General features: G+C 43.5%; 20 protein-coding genes. 7 read left to right on the top strand and 13 right to left on the bottom strand.

The genetic code is table 11. From position 1 onward, the window contains the following. Positions 1-243: 243 nt before the first annotated feature. Positions 244-573 carry a hypothetical protein gene (locus tag B1A85_RS04985; protein ID WP_104545776.1) on the bottom strand — a complete coding sequence of 110 codons (330 nt, stop codon included), beginning with the start codon at positions 571-573 and terminating at the stop codon, positions 244-246. Positions 574-707: 134 nt separating this feature from the next. Here B1A85_RS04985 and B1A85_RS04980 point away from each other — a divergent pair, with 134 nt between their 5' ends. The 3 genes from B1A85_RS04980 (at position 708) to B1A85_RS04970 (ending at position 2894) form a co-directional block, all read left to right on the top strand. Then, positions 708-1262 (top strand): rhodanese-like domain-containing protein, encoded by a 555-nt coding sequence (locus B1A85_RS04980; protein WP_104545775.1) that lies wholly within the window; start codon positions 708-710, stop codon positions 1260-1262. 145 nt (positions 1263-1407) lie between these two features. Then, entirely contained in the window at positions 1408-2427 is a 1020-nt protein-coding gene (locus B1A85_RS04975; RefSeq protein ID WP_104546305.1) for an SDR family oxidoreductase, read from the top strand. A 167-nt stretch (positions 2428-2594) separates the two neighbouring features. Beyond that, the gene (locus B1A85_RS04970; RefSeq protein ID WP_104545774.1) at positions 2595-2894 is read left to right on the top strand and encodes a hypothetical protein; all 300 of its coding nucleotides are present in this window, start codon (positions 2595-2597) and stop codon (positions 2892-2894) included. 69 nt (positions 2895-2963) lie between these two features. Here B1A85_RS04970 and B1A85_RS04965 read toward each other — a convergent pair whose 3' ends face one another. The 6 genes from B1A85_RS04965 to B1A85_RS04940 all read right to left on the bottom strand — a co-directional run bounded on the left by B1A85_RS04965 (position 2964) and on the right by B1A85_RS04940 (position 9430). Continuing rightward, positions 2964-4205, bottom strand: coding sequence for an FtsX-like permease family protein (locus B1A85_RS04965; protein WP_104545773.1), 1242 nt, complete (start codon positions 4203-4205; stop codon positions 2964-2966). A 136-nt stretch (positions 4206-4341) separates the two neighbouring features. Continuing rightward, complete coding sequence (locus B1A85_RS04960; protein WP_104545772.1) at positions 4342-5931, bottom strand: B12-binding domain-containing radical SAM protein; 1590 nt, start codon at positions 5929-5931, stop codon at positions 4342-4344. Positions 5932-6031: 100 nt separating this feature from the next. Beyond that, positions 6032-7429, bottom strand: a complete 1398-nt coding sequence (locus tag B1A85_RS04955; protein WP_104545771.1) for an amidohydrolase family protein — start codon at positions 7427-7429, stop codon at positions 6032-6034. A 22-nt stretch (positions 7430-7451) separates the two neighbouring features. Continuing rightward, a complete protein-coding gene (locus tag B1A85_RS04950) occupies positions 7452-7766 on the bottom strand; it encodes an Mpo1-like protein (RefSeq protein WP_104545770.1) in 315 nt (104 codons plus the stop codon). Between the two features lie 133 nt (positions 7767-7899). After that, entirely contained in the window at positions 7900-8826 is a 927-nt protein-coding gene (locus B1A85_RS04945) for a cation diffusion facilitator family transporter (RefSeq protein WP_104545769.1), read from the bottom strand. 100 nt (positions 8827-8926) lie between these two features. Beyond that, positions 8927-9430, bottom strand: a complete 504-nt coding sequence (locus B1A85_RS04940) for a sterol desaturase family protein (RefSeq protein ID WP_104546304.1) — start codon at positions 9428-9430, stop codon at positions 8927-8929. Positions 9431-9565: 135 nt separating this feature from the next. Here B1A85_RS04940 and B1A85_RS04935 point away from each other — a divergent pair, with 135 nt between their 5' ends. Both B1A85_RS04935 and B1A85_RS04930 read left to right on the top strand, forming a co-directional pair. Continuing rightward, positions 9566-11242 carry a GH3 auxin-responsive promoter family protein gene (locus B1A85_RS04935; RefSeq protein WP_104545768.1) on the top strand — a complete coding sequence of 559 codons (1677 nt, stop codon included), beginning with the start codon at positions 9566-9568 and terminating at the stop codon, positions 11240-11242. An 81-nt stretch (positions 11243-11323) separates the two neighbouring features. Continuing rightward, positions 11324-12289, top strand: coding sequence for a cupin-like domain-containing protein (locus B1A85_RS04930; protein WP_210404185.1), 966 nt, complete (start codon positions 11324-11326; stop codon positions 12287-12289). A 7-nt stretch (positions 12290-12296) separates the two neighbouring features. Here the strand turns inward: B1A85_RS04930 and B1A85_RS04925 are convergent, their stop codons facing one another. After that, positions 12297-13436, bottom strand: coding sequence for an MFS transporter (locus tag B1A85_RS04925; protein WP_104545767.1), 1140 nt, complete (start codon positions 13434-13436; stop codon positions 12297-12299). Between the two features lie 319 nt (positions 13437-13755). On the opposite strand from B1A85_RS04925, the gene B1A85_RS23830 reads away from it, so the two are divergent. Beyond that, positions 13756-13917: a hypothetical protein gene (locus tag B1A85_RS23830; protein ID WP_168192346.1), complete on the top strand. Its 162-nt coding sequence runs from the start codon at positions 13756-13758 to the stop codon at positions 13915-13917. A 34-nt stretch (positions 13918-13951) separates the two neighbouring features. Next, the gene (locus B1A85_RS23825) at positions 13952-14125 is read left to right on the top strand and encodes a hypothetical protein (protein ID WP_168192345.1); all 174 of its coding nucleotides are present in this window, start codon (positions 13952-13954) and stop codon (positions 14123-14125) included. On the opposite strand, the gene B1A85_RS04920 is transcribed toward B1A85_RS23825, so the two are convergent. The 5 genes from B1A85_RS04920 to B1A85_RS04900 form a co-directional block, all read right to left on the bottom strand. Beyond that, entirely contained in the window at positions 14120-14860 is a 741-nt protein-coding gene (locus B1A85_RS04920) for an energy-coupling factor ABC transporter ATP-binding protein (protein ID WP_104545766.1), read from the bottom strand. The two genes, B1A85_RS23825 and B1A85_RS04920, sit on opposite strands and share 6 nt — an antisense overlap. After that, positions 14857-15624, bottom strand: coding sequence for a cobalt ECF transporter T component CbiQ (gene cbiQ / locus B1A85_RS04915; protein ID WP_104545765.1), 768 nt, complete (start codon positions 15622-15624; stop codon positions 14857-14859). The genes B1A85_RS04920 and cbiQ overlap by 4 nt, the downstream gene beginning before the upstream one ends. After that, positions 15621-16259 carry a cobalt transporter CbiM gene (gene cbiM / locus B1A85_RS04910; RefSeq protein WP_104545764.1) on the bottom strand — a complete coding sequence of 213 codons (639 nt, stop codon included), beginning with the start codon at positions 16257-16259 and terminating at the stop codon, positions 15621-15623. The genes cbiQ and cbiM overlap by 4 nt, the downstream gene beginning before the upstream one ends. A gap of 83 nt (positions 16260-16342) precedes the next feature. Beyond that, entirely contained in the window at positions 16343-16888 is a 546-nt protein-coding gene (locus tag B1A85_RS04905) for a carboxypeptidase-like regulatory domain-containing protein (protein WP_104545763.1), read from the bottom strand. A 62-nt stretch (positions 16889-16950) separates the two neighbouring features. Next, on the bottom strand, positions 16951-17826 hold the full coding sequence (locus B1A85_RS04900) for a hypothetical protein (protein WP_210404184.1): 876 nt from the start codon (positions 17824-17826) through the stop codon (positions 16951-16953). Positions 17827-17964 lie beyond the last annotated feature (138 nt).

Raw genomic sequence — 17964 nt, 5'->3', positions numbered from 1 at the left:
AAGCAAAAGATATACTAATGAATATGGTAATGGGTAAGGGGTAATAGTTTTTTGGAAGTTATCTTAGTGTTCAAGTCATTAATAGCTAAATAAGAATTAACAAGTAGTCACAGCTACTTTTTGAGCCAACTACTTGAATAAGAGATAATATTCGTTAAAAATCTAATTGAAACTAGCTCAAAATAACTTTGGCTACTTAGGAAGTTATCTTGAACTCTTTGCGGATGCGTGCGATCGCAACAATTATTGGGCTGCTACAGGCTGTTTTGCAGCGAGGCGTCTAGCAACGACAATTGAGGCAAGATTGGTTAACAAGCAAGTGCTTGCCAAGCATAGCAAGATATACGTTGGAGCCATAACAACTCCCACCATAAACCAAGTCCAGACGTGCAGTAACATCAACACAGCAAAGCTACTTGCAATTCCTGCTGATTGCCATACTTGAGATAGAGGACGCCGTAGTCCAGTGAGTAGCATCGTTAGCGACGTAGCAATCAAGTTAGCCGGAACTAAAACTGCACACAGGGCAATGCAGTGAGTACGTGAAAGTTCTGCAAGAGTGTTGAAAAACATTCAGTTACCTAGACGATCTAAGTTGCCAAATCCTAACATTAATCTTTATTGTATGAACCATTTACTCGCATAATATTAAACTTTTCGTAATAATTTAAGGTGCAGCAAGAATCGTATATCGATGACTGGTGGTAATGACAACTGAGTTGGATAGCAAAATTATCTGGAGTTTAATCGTGGTGTCATTGGGCGCTGTCGGGTTGTTGGGTTGGCGATCGCTTGCTTTTGGGATTTTGAAGCGCTTCATTAAGCGTAAGTTTCCCCACGTTCAAACGCTAACTACTCAGGAATTAGCACAATGGCTAAATTCTCAACAGCCACAGCCTGTTTTACTTGACGCCCGCAATGCCATAGAGTATCAACAAAGTCATCTGCAACAAGCACAACACATTGATCCCCAGCAACCTGATTTATCTGCTTTACCTCAATCGCCAGAGACTCCAATTGTGGTTTATTGCTCAGTCGGCTATCGTAGCGCGAAAATTGCGGCTAAATTAGCTGAGGCGGGTTACAAGCATGTATACAACCTTGAAGGTAGCATCTTTCAGTGGGTGAATGAAGGGCGTCCCGTCTACCAAGATAACAATCCGACAACACAAGTTCATCCTTACGATCGCCGTTGGGGACAACTGCTTAAACCGAAGTATCGCGCAAAACTTGAAACTGATGAAGAGCGATCCGGTCTTTAAGTTGCGTTCCAGATGCTCAAATCTCTCCACTTGTCAACCTTATGGCTGATGTCTAGTTCTTTAAAATTTTTATAACTTAATTAATAAAAGTTCATAAATATTGCTTGCAGAAAGTAATAAGGGTGCAAAAATTTTAGGAGTAACAGTGACTCAGCTAAAACCAATAAACCAACAAGTGGTTGCAATTGTCGGTGCGTCGAGTGGAATTGGCAGAGAAACAGCACTACAATTTGCCAAGCGTGGAGCGAAGGTTGTCGTTGCAGCAAGAAGTGAATCAGGATTGCGATCGCTTGTCGAAGAAATTCAACGCATGGGTGGCGACGCAATTTATGTGCTAGCAGATGTCAGCGATTTTGAGCAAGTAAAAGCGATCGCCGATAAAGCTGTACAAGTTTACGGCAGACTTGATACGTGGGTTCATGCGGCTGCAACAGGTGTACTCGCGCCCTTCGAGAAGATCGCGCCAGAAGAATTCAAGCGCGTTATTGATGTTAACCTTACCGGACAAGCATACGGCGCTATGGCTGCACTACCGCACCTGAAACGCGAAGGACGTGGTGCATTTATTAGTATTTCCTCAGTAGAAGCAAGACGCGCGATTCCATTACAAAGTCCTTATTCTGCCTCAAAACATGGTGTAGAAGGACTTTTAGAATCTCTACGTGTCGAATTAATGCATGAAGGCATTCCCATCAGCGTGACAAATATTATGCCGTCGGTAATTAATACACCTTACTACAACAAAGTGCGTACTAAATTAGGTGTCAAACCAACAGGAGTTCCACCCTACTATCAGCCTAGCTTAGTTGCAGATGCTATTCTGTATGCTGCTGAACATCCGACACGGGATTTTATCGTAGGAGATGTCGGCAAGGTTGTCGATCTGTTACAGAAAGTCTCCCCGCAACTAGTCGATGCATTGTTGCTAGCGATCGGATTTGTGGGACAACGAACCAACGAACCCAAATCAGAAGATGCACCACACAACGTATTTGAACCAATTGAAGGCTATGACCGAGTAGAGGGAGACTTCAGCAACCTGACCATACCAAGTTTTACCGACTGGCTAGATAAAAACCCACCACTTAAGTGGGGTGTTGTCGCCGCTGCAACATTAGGAGTTGCTACCGTTTTAAAAGCCTTGTTACCTGGAAACGACGCTTAAACTTTAGCGATCGCAGCGAGTTAAAGCAATTGGCAACTAGCTAATCGTTTTAGTGTTAAATCTTCGTTAATTTAATCCCTGCGAAAGAGATACGTCGGGTACATAGTGAGATATTTTCAAAGAATATTGAGCAGTTAACTCAAGTTTAAAACAAACAGTAAATTACTATGAGTAACGAACCAGAGCAAGTATTACCAGAAGATCCGCGTGAAGCTGAACCAGGGCGAGGCGCGCCAGGCGACAATCACTACGGCGTACAAATGGCACAAACCATTGACGTTAATCCTCCAGACGCTGTGATACCGGCTAATACAGACCCAGAGGAAAGCGTCCATCAAGTTGAAGCCTTGGCAGAACAAGAAGAAGGAACAGGATTACCAACTACCGATGGCTATGTTGTTGATGAATCAGGTAGGCTAGACAACTTCGCGGTTGAGCCACCGATGTATTACGAAGACGAGAAGTAGCGTTGTGAGTGGCTAGTGGGTAGTCGTAAGTTATCTCGTCCACTCCTCACTAGTCACCGATCGCGTCAATCATGCTTTAAAGACAATCGCCGGATCGACACGAGTGACTTTCTGAATCGCAAAGGCAGCAGAGCCAACGCACATTAAGACAGTAACACCAAAAATTGCGATCGCACTTACAGGTGTAATCAAAATCATAATTCCCTGCGTTGCCATCGTCCAAATTCCTACGCCATAGCATAAAATCATACTTGGCACATAGCCTAAAATTGCCATCCACAAAGACTGTTCGACAATCACGCCATAGATCTTCCAGTCAGAAGCACCCATTGCCTTGAGCGTACCAAATTCTTTGAGATGGTCTGATACTGAAGAATAAAGAATTTGTCCGACGACGACAACACCAACAATCACACCCACAACCGTGCTAAGTCCCAAAAGAAATCCAATTCCTGTACGCTGCTGCCAAAATTGTTGATTGTGTCGGATGAGTTCTGCTTGTGTAAAAGCGCGGGTATTGGGTAGTGCAGCTTCTATTCTTTGCTTGAGTACTTGTAGATTTTCCCCTGGCTGTGCCTGAATCAAGACATGGGTAATTAAATCAGAGGCTGCTAAAGGTTTTGGCGCAGCAGTTGTCTCAGGATCGGGTGGCGTATAGACATTAGTACATTGAATATCTGACGAACCTGCTTGTAATTTGCACGATAAAGTTGCATTTTGACCTGAATTTGCATAGGCATTGGCATTTGCCAAAGAAGTAAATACGAAAGGATTAGAAACAATCGAGCGATTTCCCTGCGTTAAACCGACAACTCGTGCGGGCAAAGTTGCGATTTCTTCGACTTCCCCAATATTACTTACATTTAGTGTCGTCAGATTCGTGCCATCTACTATCACTGTGTATGGCTGTGCTAGATCGCTAACATTTCCTTGCGTGACATTTTTGGGTGTAAACAATTGCCCATTCGGATCAAAACCAATGATTCGTACCAAGACAATATCTTGCAATGAGTTGCGCCAAATAGCACCTCTTAAGATTAAAGGTTCCGCGCTGGCGACACCAGCAACTTTTTGTGCGTCATTAACTTTACTGGCAGGAATTGGTAAAGATAGTTCCAGATGGACGATACTTTCGGAAGTTACCCAGATGTCTGCCTGCGAGTGTTCGATAATTTGTGTGGTTGAGCGCGTAAAGCCATTAAAAATCCCTGTCTGAATCGTCACCAAACTTACAGCAAACATGATTCCTGCTTGGGCGACAAGAAAGCGCGGTAGATCTTCTAAGAGATTTTTGCGGGCAACTGAAACCATGAAAAGATTATAGAGGCAGTCAGGGGTCGGGGGTTAAGGGAGAATAGTTCTGTAGCTATAGTGAGAGTAACATCGACTATAAATTCGTAGGTAGGGTTTGTTCGCCGCAATAGTGTTAGACACTCAATCAAATCTGCTACTGCTTCGACGACACAGCATAGGTTTTTACTGATATATCTTCCCTAGGTTCCTCTTTTAATAATGTAGCTAATTGTGCTTCAATTTCGTCGCGAACGATTTGGCGATACTGAATAAAGTGTTCAATGAGCGCGCAGTTACTCAAGTAAGGAACAAAAACACCTGGATTATGCCGCATAATGCCAAATAGCTGTTTCCAAAACTGAAATCGAGTATTGCGTTTGAAACCTTGTCGCCAGCAGATAATCAATACGGCGCGCATCTCGATAGGTTCTAACATCCGAAACGGTGCTTTGTGGGGGGCTGGCTTCATTGCCATAAAGTGACGGTACACTCTTGATAGATAGCGACGCGGTTCATACAGTTCCCAGAAACAACTAACATACTCGCGGGCAAGTTCTGGTAACGGACGTGTTGGTATAAAATTCGTGAGAGTCATCTGATGACCTTCAGTTTCTTGCTTTGCCTCTAAGAGTCGTCCTTCTTTTTGCAGTCGTTGCCATAGTGCAGTGTTAGGTAAGGCTTGTAGTAGCCCAAACATTGCTTTAGGAATTGCGGTTGCTTCGACAAAATCGATAATGCGATCGCCTGCGCCAGGTTTTTCATCATCAAATCCTAAAATGAAACCTGCCATAACGCTCAAGCCCGCAGAGTTAATTTTCTGAACTGATTCGATCAGCGAGTTGCGTGTATTTTGGAACTTGTGAGTTAGCGCTAGACTATCCGTATCCGGTGTTTCGATTCCCAAAAACACAGCTGTAAAGTTTGCTGCAACCATCAATTCTAATAACTCATCATCTTGGGCTAAGTCTACTGATGCTTCCGTTGCGAGGCGAAACGGATACTGATGTTCTGCCATCCAAGGACCAAGTTCGCGCAGCAATAGCTTAACATTGCGCTTGTTACCGATGAAATTGTCATCGACCATAAATACGGAACGCCGCCAGCCTAGATCGTAAAGTGTCTGTAACTCGGCAATCAGTTGGGCTGGAGTCTTAGTCCGAGGTTTGCGTCCATACAATACAATAATGTCGCAGAATTCGCACTGAAAAGGACAGCCCCGCGAAAACTGCACGGACATCTCGTTATATGCGTTGAGATCCAGCAGATCGAATCTCGGAATTGGTGTAGTAGTGACATCGGGTTTATCGCCTTTAGCAGTAAAGATTCCTGACGTTTCACCCTGTTCGAGTGCCGCAACTAGAAGTGGTAGAGTAATTTCGCCTTCGTCTAAAACGAGAAAATCTGCTCCCGCTTCCTGCGCTGCATCTGGAACAGAAGTTACATAAGGACCACCCACCGCTACCAATTTACCCCGTCGCTTTGCTTCGCGAATTAGATGCAACATATCGGGTTTTTGGACAATCATGCCAGAAATAATTACTAAATCTGCCCAAGCCCAATCTGCTTCAGTTTCTTCGCGGACATTGCGGTCTACAAGGCGAAATTCCCACGTTTGAGGCAAAATAGCTGCTACTGTAATCATCCCCAAAGGGGGTAATGAGACTTTACGCCCAATCAGTTCTAGTGCGCGGTCAAATGACCAGAAAGATTTGGGGAAAAGCGGATATAAAAGTAGTACGCGCATTGTGTTTTAGAGCTAGTGGTTAGTAGTTAGTGGTTCGTGTCAAGAGTGCTTAACAGCTAGTAACTAGTCACTAGCCACCCCGATCTTCGATCTCTGACCGCTAATTTTTGAGTGCAGTTTGCGTGCGGAGATGATCTGGTAATGATTGGCGCAAGCGATCGCCGTATAATGCCAAGGCATTTCCTCCCAGCAGTAAGCCTAAGTGTTCGCGATCGTAATCGGCTACTGTTGCTGCATCATGGACGCAATTTTGTAACACGCCATCCCAATGACCGTAATCGCCAGAGAAGCAAGCAAGGTGTTTGCCAATTTCACCCATGGCAATGTGGAGATACGCAGGACCTGGATCGTCGGATTCAAACGAAGTGAAAATTTGTCCGCGCTCGAAGTATTCTAAAGGATCGCGGTGGCGCAAGTCATAATGTTCGTACAAACTTGCATCTTCAATCTTTGTCGGATCGTGTTGCTTGTTCCACAATAAATCGAACAAGTTTTTCGCTTGACTAATTAAGTTAACGTTATTGTGCGTCCCGCGTTCTTGAATCATTAACTTGGTAAATTCCATCAGCGACGGGCGGTAAGGATGTTTTGGATCGAAATCGCGAATGCGCTTTTCCCAATGTTCGTGGAATGCATGGGCTAAATCGGGAACCCAACCGCAACCACCTTCTAGAAATCCGACACGTAAGGTAGGAAATTGCTCAAATGCCCCATCAAATACCATCCGTGCTAATGCTAGCTGTTGTTGGTTGCGTTGTACGAAAATGTGGGTGAGGACAAAAGTTTCGGTATAATCTGAAATTCCGCCTACCATGTAAGAACCTGGTCCGCCGTGAATTCCCAAACCAATATTTAAATCAACTGCTGCTTGCAGAATCGGGCGAAAGTCTGGATGGCTAATTGTCTTGCAACTGCGGATATCGGGAAACGCTTCCGGTGCTTTGGGGTGCGGAATGGGCATATTAGGCGCTACCGCAACGCTAATCATTCCTAGTTCGTTTACGCAACGATGCATCTCTGCAACTGCGGCGTCAACATCTTGTAGCGGAATTACACCGATGGGTTTGAGGCGGTTATCGTAGCCGCGACAGTCATCCGCCATGTAGTTGTTATACGCACGACAAAGCGCGATCGCCAAGTCTTTATCGAGAATGCTGGAAAAGATTAAGTTCAACGTACCGTAAATCACGTGAACGTCAATACCTTCGCGATCCATGTGTTCGATCCGGATGCGATTAAACATGGCGCCTAAGGTCGTTTCTGGATGCAAATTGCGAAAACCGCCTTTACCCATTCCCTGCGGTTGGGGAAACATCCGCATCAAATCGTTTTTTCCGGTTGCGGGGTTAAAGTCAATGATTCTTGCTCTTTGATCGCCAAGACTATCGATAACTAAACCAATGCGATCGCGATATTCTGGCTCGATATAATCGCGCATTACCAGTGGATTTTCGAGCTTATGAGCATCTGCATCAATAACAGGTAAACCTTGGTACATGAATCGTCCTTTAAGTCAATAGCTAATTTTTACTTAAATTAATCTGTTGCAAAACTTGGCGTAAACCAAACCAATTCTCAAATGACCACTGCATTGCAGCTAAAATTGCTATCCCTGGGTACTTGACAAACGCAGGTTCATTCTTTTCGAAAAAAGCATGACCGCCTAAAGCAAAAACTTGAGTTAAAACCAAACAGACGATGGTGAGTCGCCAATCGTAGAACAAAAAGACGACAGCGGCGATCGCAACTATATTCGTCAAATGATGAAGAAACTGATTAATCGGGTGCTGGTGGCTGGCAACAAAGTGAGCTTTTGCTTCTTGGAAATATTTCACAGCGTATGCCCCTATCTTAGAGAAAATTGCCAATGTGTTGTAGGAACAATACCACCCCAAGTCTCTACAGCCAACAAAAATAACAAATTCTTTATTGATTAGACGTTTTTTGTAGTTAACGGCATTCTCATTATCATGCCCATCGCTCGTCTCCAACAAAACACACAACTAGCCAAAGACGGTACGACGGCATATTCAGCCCTTCCCAGATGTCTTGACGAATTCGATCGAGGTAAGAAACTCCAGGAATGACAAACGAGTCATCGACAATGATATTGACTTCCACATCCAGTGAATTACCATACTGAGATGTATGTAGGCGAAAGCGCTCAAAGCCGTATTGGGAGCCAACTTTTGCTACAGTACTGCGAATTTTCTGTTGGATTTCTTCGTCAGGAGCAATCAGCAGAATGTCGAGCAAGTTTTGATGTAGAGTTTTAACAGGAAAAGGTAGCGTAATTGCCACGATCGAGAATACCAAAATTGGATCGATCAGCGCTGCAATGCGCATAAACCCACGTTGCTCTAACCACAAGGCAACTCCATAACCCGCCAAGATGCCCAAGCTAGATAAACAGTCGATCCACCACTCCTGAGCTTCCAGTCGAATACTCGTCGAGCCGGTTCGAGCCACATAGCGCATTTGATACGTATAAATCAAAGCAGAAACCATGAGAGTTACGAGGGCGTAGGCTAAGACCCAGCCATCAGTAATTGAGCGACCTCCTTGCCTGATCTGCACCACAGCCGTCAAGACAGCATATAAACTGACCGCAACAACGATCAGACTGCGCACAAAATTGACTAATGGCTCGATGTGTCGGTATCCAAACTGAAATCGTTCATTTTCCGGTTTCAACACCAATCGAGAAGCAATCACGCTCAACCAAGTGGAAATTAAACTAATGGCGGAAGCAATTCCATCGAGAATGATGGCGTTGGATTCACTAATGAGTCCAAATACAACGCCAATTCCTGCTGTTATGCAAGATACACCTAGTGACAACTTCAGAATAGATGTTTCAGTCGGCTGTCGCTGTCGTGCAGATGACTTATACATTACTGAGCGATCGCACCTGTGAATTCAAATCATGACCATCCTATCGCGGGGCAGAGCGTATCATTGAGGAGAGGCTTAAATATAAATTCCGTCAGTGTAATTACCACCACCGCAGTTGTAAATAACCGCGTTCTGGTTGAGATAATTCTTCTTCAGTCAGCCATTCTACAGGCTTGTAAGTTCCAAAAACGCGATCCCACCAATCGACAGCTAAACCAAAGTTGTGATGCCACATACCGTACTTATGATGGACATAATGAACGGGCATTTTCATCCAAAAGCACTTTTTCGGGTTTTCGTGCTGTAGTTGATGCGCATAAGCTGAAAACGCAGCATAAATTAATCCTCCCAGAAACCAACCGATTCCGGCTTCTAAAGAAAGGAAAAAGACAGCAATCATGACAACGAAGCTACCGCGCACATAATCGCGAAATTCCCAAATCACGCCTTGTCCTTCATTGCGACGGTGATGATCGCGGTGACGTTCGCCAATTCGCTGCGAAACGTGCATCAATCGATGTAGCCAGTATTCCACCAAACTTGCTAAGACGAACGCCAAAACAAAACAGATGACTCCAATCAATACACCGCGTACAGCAAACATCGCGCCTCCTAACACCGCTTCAACTTCATTTAAGTTCTCGTTAAATTTGAGACTATTTTAGGTAATTTCTGGTATAAATCAGTATCCTTACTAATCGTGCAATCTTACTTCTGCTCCTTCGCTGCCAAATAGAGCATGACATCAATGGAAATATTACCTTCACTTTTGACCGCTTTTGCTCGACGTGTCAAGGCAAACTTTGTGAAAAAAACTCTTGCTACAGATGCTATACAAGAACAGTTTTTACGCGATTTGCTGCTTGTACAGAGTAATACAGAACTAGGGAAACAGTATAAACTTGCTCAAATTAAAACAATTGACCAATTTCGCGCACAAGTTCCAGTTCTACCTTATAGCAGTTACGAACCTTTCACTGAAAGGATTGCGCAAGGTGAACCGAATATTCTAACTCCCGATCCAGTCGTTTACTTGACACTCACCAGTGGATCGACAGGTAAGAAAAAACTGATTCCCACAACCAGGCGATCGCAAAATATTGTCCGTCAAGCAACGCTAACAAGTATCGGGTTTTTAAGTGAAGCACTCGCCAGACAAAATCGCCAATTTGGCAAACTCTTAGTCACTAACTCTGTACAAAAATGGGGACGTACCACTGGCAATATCGATTATGGACCATCAAGCGCGGGTGTTTTGCGGATGGATAAGCGACTTTATCGGCAATTTTTCGCGCATCCTTACGAAGCCCTGCAACTGGGTAATAGCCTGGCAAGACATTACGCGTGTTTACTATTCGCCCTGCGAGAACCGACGATGCGGGGTACGATCGCTAACTTCCCCATGCTGATTTTACGCACTTGTCATTATCTAGAGCGTTATGCTGAAGATTTGATTCAAGATTTAGCAAAAGGAACGATTGCACCTTGGTTAGAAATTGAACCAGAAATGCGCCATCAGTTAGAAAAAATGGCGATCGCATCACCAAAACGCGCCGCCCAATTAAGCGAAATCTTACACGCACAAGGACGACTGACGCCTAAACTGGCATGGCAAAATTTATCTTTCGTTGCTACAGCTAGAGGAGGAACTTCAGATTTTTATTTTCAACGATTTCCCGCTTATTTTGAAGATACTCCAATATTTGGTGCTGTTTATTCTTCTGCTGAAGGTATATTTAGCATTTACCCTGATGTTAATCAAGATGGTAGTGTTTTAGCAATTGAAAGTTGTTTCTTTGAATTTATACCAGAAGATCAGTGGGAAGCAGAACAGCCCAAAACACTTTTAGCGACTGAAGTTAAAGTAGGCGATCGCTACCGCATTTTGATTACAAATTATTGTGGCTTTTACCGTTATGATATTGGTGATGTTGTTGAAGTTGTTGGGTTTTACAACACTGCTCCACTCATTGTATTTTTGCATCGTCGTGGCGGATTTGTTTCTTCAACAACTGAGAAAACAACAGAATTTCATGCCACACAAGTTATGCAAGCTTTACAACAAGAGTTTAATTTACTGCTAGAAGATTTCTGCATTACCTTATCTGAAAATGATTTTCCGGCACGTTATATAGTTAATATTGAGTTAGCGCCAGGATACAAGTTAGACGATCCATTAGCTTTTCTTAAAAGTTTTGACTGCAAGTTGCAAGAAGTTAATACGCACTATGAAATTAGTCGTAGAGATGCAATTCCCAATCCACAATTACAAATCTTAGCTCCTGGAAGTTTTGCAACTATCCGCCAACGGCAGTTACAAAGAGGAATTCCTGATTCGCAATTGAAGTTTCCTCACATTAGCGAAGATCGTAATTTTCTTGCTGGTTTATCGGTAGAAAAGAGGTTTGATTTGTAATAGGAGGTATTTGGTAATAGGTAATGGGTAATAGAATAAGATAGCTTGGTTTTAAATGGTTAAAAAAGTGTATTAATTATTATGAATAGTTTAACACAATCGAATTTTATTAACTCTATAAAAGACAATCAAGTAGCAAGAGTTGATGCATCTTATCTTACAGCAAAAAGTTTTTTTGAGCAATACCAGAAAGTAGGTAAGCCAGTTATTGTTACAGGATTACTTAAAGATTGTGACTGGAACTTAGAGTACTTACGTCAAAACTTAGGCGAACAAGAGTTCCTCTTGAGATATTACGGTCATGCAAGATATCAGTATGATAAACGGCAGTGGGAAAACATCGGTAGCGGCGTTGAAGGACAAAAATTACCTTTTAATAAATATGCTGAATTGATACGCGATCGCCAAGCACGCGAACATGATATTTATTTAGCAAAGTGTTCGATTAAAAATACATCGCTTGACCCTGAAAATATTTTAAATAGTGTTGGCGAACATCTAGGGTTGCACAAAGCTATGAGTGATTTTAATATTTGGGTAGGTCCAGGAGGTCACATTGAATGTTTGCATTTTGATGCTGTTGATGGCACTTTGATGCAAATGCATGGTGCTAAAAAAATTGTGCTTTTTCCTCCTTCGCAGATGTATAATCTTTATCCGTTTCCACTATCAATTCATTTACGACATGGTTTAAAGTTGCGTTCTTGGTTTAGTCAGGTATATCCTGAGAAACCTGATTTTGAAGCTTTTCCTAATTTAAAAATAGCCCTGCAACACAAGTACGAATTTATTCTTAATCAAGGAGAATTACTTTATATTCCTGCGGGTTGGTGGCATGAAGTTACTGCACTAGGAGATGAAATGGTATGTTCAGTCAATCGTTTTTGGCATATAGTTCCTACAACTAGAGCCGTGTTTTCTTGGAGTGTGTGGCGTACTTATTTAGGAAATTTGCTTGCTGTACCGCATATTTTAGCAAGTGTAGCGATCGCACTTTGTAGTTCAGATCGCCAACAAAAACTCAAAAAGATTCGCCAGATGTTATAGATACTATTTACCGCTGCGGCGCTAACAAGATCGTTCCTGTGCCGACCGCAATCACAGCAGCAGCATAAAATACTGCTTCTATACCAGCATAGTTGAGGACTGGTGCAAGCAAAATCGGTGAGAGAAATTGTCCTAAAAAGCCCATTCCTGTACCAATTGCTAAGATACTCGCGCGTAACTGATCGGGTGCGAGATTCGCTAAAGCATTGTAAAGATTGGGTAGCACAATCCCAAAGCCAACGCCGAAAATAATCGCGCTAACGACAATCCAACTCACTTGGTACAGTAGCGGAATGACGGCTAAAGTCACTGCCATTAATCCAAATCCTAATGCGATCGCGCGTGCAGCACCTAAACGTCTTGCTAGTTTACTTGCACCAAACGCTGATATAACCCCAGCACCAATCGCCCGCGATGCTAAAACGATGCCATTTAGCAGTGTATCTGCATTGATCGTTGCATCGAGGTACAAAGGAGCATAGATTACTACTGCATACATTGCTACAGAAGTTAAACTGAGGGCAATTAATACCTTTAATGTGTGGCGTTGTAACAATACCTGGCGTAATCCAGCTTGAACTTGAGGCGATTTTGTTTTTCGTGGTTGTTCTTTAAGAATAGCAGCAGCTAAGAATGCGATTGGTAGCCCTACTCCATAGAGATAAAATGCATTTTGCCATCGACTTGCACCTACCCAACCACCAAGTAAAGGATCGGTAATTCCTGTGATTGTCAGTGTACTTGTTGCAAGTCCTAAAGCTTGCGATCGCGCTTGTCCTTCATACATACTTCCAAGTAAACCAAGACTCGCTGCTGCAATACCACCACTGGCTGCACCTAACAAAGCGCGTAAAAGTAGGAGTGACCAAAAATCGTGCATGAATGCGCCTGCGACACCAAACAAAGCGTAAAAAATGAGTGCAGGTACTAAAACTTTTAATCGCCCGATACGATCTGCCAAAATACCTAATGGTGGACTAAAGAGTGCAATTGTCAAATTATGCACGCTGACTAAGTTAGCGGCTAATCCAGCATCAAGTTGCAGGTGTTCAATAATCTCTGGTAAAACTGGTGCGACAACTCCTCCTGTCATTGTTGTCAACGAGCCAGCTAGCAGCAGTACTAAAAGTTTGGGGTCGCGTAACATTCATTCAAGATCAGCATCTTTAGCAACTATAAGCTAAATAGCAGAGGTCAGGGGTCAGAGGTCAAGGTTAAACTCTAGTCAGATAAGTCACTACGAGCTTTTATAATGTTCTAACTCTGTTAACTAAAGCTATATAACCGGCGCTAGACGCCCAGTCACAATTCGCGCCAAGCCATACTCGCTTGCACAAGAAGCGCTTTCATCGGTTTAGTATCATCTATCGAAGCTGTTCATAACAAACATGCAGATTAGTTTTTGTATCTTATGTAACGGTTTTCTATATTAGAAACATAAAGTAATACTAATGGAGAAAACTGATATGAGAAATCTCAACAAAGGCTGGACAACCGAACAGTTAATCAATCTCAGCCAAAGCTGGGCGTACGTTTTTCCTGCCAAAGCTGCTCAGGCTAAAGCAAAGCAAGATGCGTGGACAACTGAGCAATTTATCCGCGTAGGCAACAAACACATTAATCTATAACCATTACTCAGTAACACCAAAGGAGAAAATCAATATGAAACGCAACAAAAGTAACAACCAAGGCTGGACAACCGAACAGTTAATCAACTTCAGCCAAAGTTGGGGATATGTTGTACCAGTTCATACTACTAACCGTGCAAAAGCCGAAGATGATGCGTGGACAACTGAACAGTTTATCCGTGTTGGACACCGATACATTTGTCTATAAGTTCATCAGCGAAAAAGGCTTTTCTAAACCGTGTGCTTCCATCAACTGCTGATTGCTCATAATGTCGCGAGGATTGCCATCAGCAACAATTTGACCTTCACCGAGAAGAAGTACGCGATCGCACACTTCTAAAATCAGTTCCAAGTCGTGGGAAGAGATCATCATTGTCTGCGGCGATCGCTGAAGGAACTGAATCAAACGCCGCCGAGAACGCATATCTAAATTAGCCGAAGGTTCGTCATACAAAACAACTTGCGGACGCATCGCTAAAACTCCGGCAATTGCAACCATACACTTCTCACCGCCGGAGAGATTATGCGGAACCCGTTCGATTAAATTCTGCACCCCAGTCAGTGAGACAGCTTCTTGAATGCGTTCTTCAACTTCGGTTGCAGTTAATCCCATATTCTCAGGACCAAACGCAATATCATCCCGCACTGAAGGCAAAAATAATTGGTCGTTGGGATTTTGAAATACTAAACCAATTTCAGGACGAAACTCTCCCACCGCGACTGGTTTATCAAAAAGTATTATGTTTCCAGCGGTAGGCTTCAAGACACCGCACGTTAGCAAAAAGAGGGTCGTTTTCCCAGAACCATTAGCGCCGATTAAACCAACTCTTTCACCAGCATGGATAATTATATTGATATTTTGTAAAACCTTCAGTCTGTTTTGATACGAGAAAGAGAGATTTTGGATTGCGATCGCTACTTGAACGGGGACTTGCTGCTTCATGATGCCAAGACGATCTCTGCAACGACAAACCCTATTGCAACAAAACAAGTCACAACCAAGGCGACAAGATCGCTAGCATGAGTTTTGAAGCGTTGACGGCGTCGAGGAACGCAACCATACCCCCGTAAAATCATGGCTTGATAAACTTGCTGAGATTGGTCGTAACTCCGCACTAATAAGCTACCGATGAGCGATGCTAAAACGGTTAAATTACGCCGACTTAAGTTGTTAACTCGAAACCCGCGTAAGCGCATTGCTGTTTGCATTCTTCTTAAATCTTCGCCAAATTGTTCGATATAGCGGTACGAAAGCAGCGTCATATCAGCTAAAACGGCGGGTAAACCAAGCTCGCGCATTGCTTTAATACTCGTTAGAAATGGTGCAGTACCGAACAAAATCAAACCAACGGTCAAAATACACAAAAATCTAGTAATGATTAATATTAGCGCGAGTAATCCTTCTTGTCGCAGTGCCAAGAAACCTGCTTGCCAAATGACTGTATCGCCAACACTGAAGGGTAAGAGAATCGCGATCGCCGCCAAAAAAAAACCAGGATAACGCAACCGCTTCAGCAAAAAAGCAACTGGTAGACGCGAAATACCGTAGTAAATCAACGTCACGACAACCATTGCTGGTAACAAAATTAACTGCTGTACAAAAGCAAAGGCAAAAATCAACGCCAAAAGCGAGACAAGTTTGCATCGCACTTCCCAGCGGTGAATTGGAGACTTCAGATAAGCATAGGCGTCTAATCCGCGTGTCATTGTTCCAACAATTCCGGCTTAACGCGCATGAGAAATAAAGCGACGGCTGCGGTAAACGCGCCCTCGATGAGCATTAATGGAATATGAGCAAGTACAAGTCCATAAATCGCATTGCGTTCCACCGTTGCATCAATATTTGCCGGAATATTCGTAATGATCAAAATGAAAAATAATACGACGGAAAGCCCTAATCCACCTGCGCCAGCGAGAAACGCAAATATCCCTGTCCACACGCGATTATTCTTGCCAATTTTGTAACGCAACTGAAACAGGTGATACGCCAAAAGCGCCGGAATTCCAAACATACTAGCATTGACTCCCAGCGTTGATAATCCCCCATGCTGAAACATCACGGCTTGAAAAAATAAGCCAATGAGAATTGCCGGAAACGCATAGTATCCTAAAATAGTTCCCAATAGCCCATTCAAAATTAAGTGAACGCTCGCTGGTGGTACGGGAATATGAATCCAAGAAGCAACAAAAAACGCTGCTGTTAGTAACGATGCTTTAGGAATATTTTCTTGTGGGTTGCGATCGCGCTTGATTTGACGCAGTGAGTACCACGTGACCCCGCCAGTAGTCGCGTAACCTGCAACAATAATCGAAGCGGGAAGGATACCGTCAGGAATGTGCATAGATAATAGATAGTAATTTAGAAGCTGGTAGCTGGTAATCGGTAATTGGTCGTTGGCAACGAGAATTTATCTACGGTTACTTATTACCCATTTTGGGACTCCGAACGTCGCAGGTCAGAATTACTCTTATTACCGCGCATAAAAAACAAAGCTGTGCCAATGAACCCCCAAACGCCAGAGGCTCCCATTAAGATCAGTTGTAAGGGGGTAAAATTAGCCGATTCGTTAGTCACAACACGCGGAGTGTTTGTTTCTGGTTCTGGCGCTGCTACAGTAGTATTTTCTTCCGTCGGCGCTCGATCGCCTTCTACAGGGATATTGACAATACCGCCGTGACCTGCTTGGCGCACTTGAACTGACCAATTTCCAGGCTGGGAAGCGTCTGGTGTAAATATGAAGTTTCCATTTTTGTCGGTCGTACCTTCTAACCAAGGAGTCGCAGGGTCGTTAGGCGCATAGACAATCACTTGGGCTTGTGCCATTGGTTCGCCCGTGTCATACTCTGCATTCACCTCAATTGCTTGCGTTTCTCGTGCTTGCATTCGCACGCCGTGTGCGATCGCGCTAGCTGATGAGCCAAAAACTGAAAGCAAAGCGAAGGGAACAATTATTTTCCACTTAAAATTCATAATAAAGTAATTAATTTGTAAATCAACAACGAGGGAAAAACACTCTTCCTAATTAATAGACGTTAGCCAGTAGTCTGCGTTTTAGCTTCTCGGCAATGACCTTCGCCAACGTGTCCGAGCGATGGCAAGATTTCTTGAAGTTGCTGATAAACTTGCGGAGCTTGTGACTGCAACTGTGCCATATTAACTTGCACATTCCCGTTTTGCGCTAACGCAGCTATAGGGTCAAAACCCAATGCACCTTGATTTATGGAATCGTCGGGACTAGCTTCGCCATCACCAAACAGGTGATCTAAATGAAAAGTTGCTTCTAAGTCAGCCGTTCCACCTGCTTGAACGATTCCTTTGCGTTCGTCACCAACATACTCTCCACAAATATATTCAAATTCTCTATCGATATTTAAGACAAAGTTAACTGTTTGCCCTGCTCTCTCTGCTGTACCACGCATAACTATAGTCTGACCTTGCGCAGGACCTTCTGTGGCTGGAATCATTTGCCAAGAAAGCGCATTATATTGACCAGTTGGTACATTCGCTGCTTCGGCAACTAAAACTGAATCTTGACCGTCACCAGGTTGCGCTAAATCTACCGTTGTCGCTTGGTCAAGTACGACGACTTTTTCTTGAGCTTGAATCTCGCCTCCTTGTTCTGCGTCAAACGGTGGTTGACTTTGATAGGCAGTAACGTTTGCGATGGTAGCGTATACATGGTCAAAAGTTATTCTCCACCCGTCTTTGCTGACTAAGCCTTCTCTGGCTCTTTCCTCACCATTAGCGCGAACTTGAAGTGTTCCTGTTGGTTGCTGCGGTGATGGTGACTGAGTTGGTGACGGAACTTGCGCTTGAGGTTCACCTGGAGTTTGCTCCGGAGCGCAACCAGTGATTATTCCTGGGGCTAAAACTATTAGCCCTGCTAAACTCAACAGCTGTATCCTCATTACTTTTTGATAAAGTTGACACAATTTGACTCTCAATCATTCATCACATAAGTTTTCCAAAAGATTTGCAATGCCCTCTAGGGGCATCAACAATCGAAGCATCATGTAGCGACTGTGTGTTTTTATGTCAGGTAATGG

It is taken from the genome of Chroococcidiopsis sp. TS-821 (assembly GCF_002939305.1).
GTDB lineage: Bacteria > Cyanobacteriota > Cyanobacteriia > Cyanobacteriales > Chroococcidiopsidaceae > Chroogloeocystis.
Note: the sequence above shows the minus strand (reverse complement) of the source record. Positions and strands in the feature narration are given on the sequence as shown.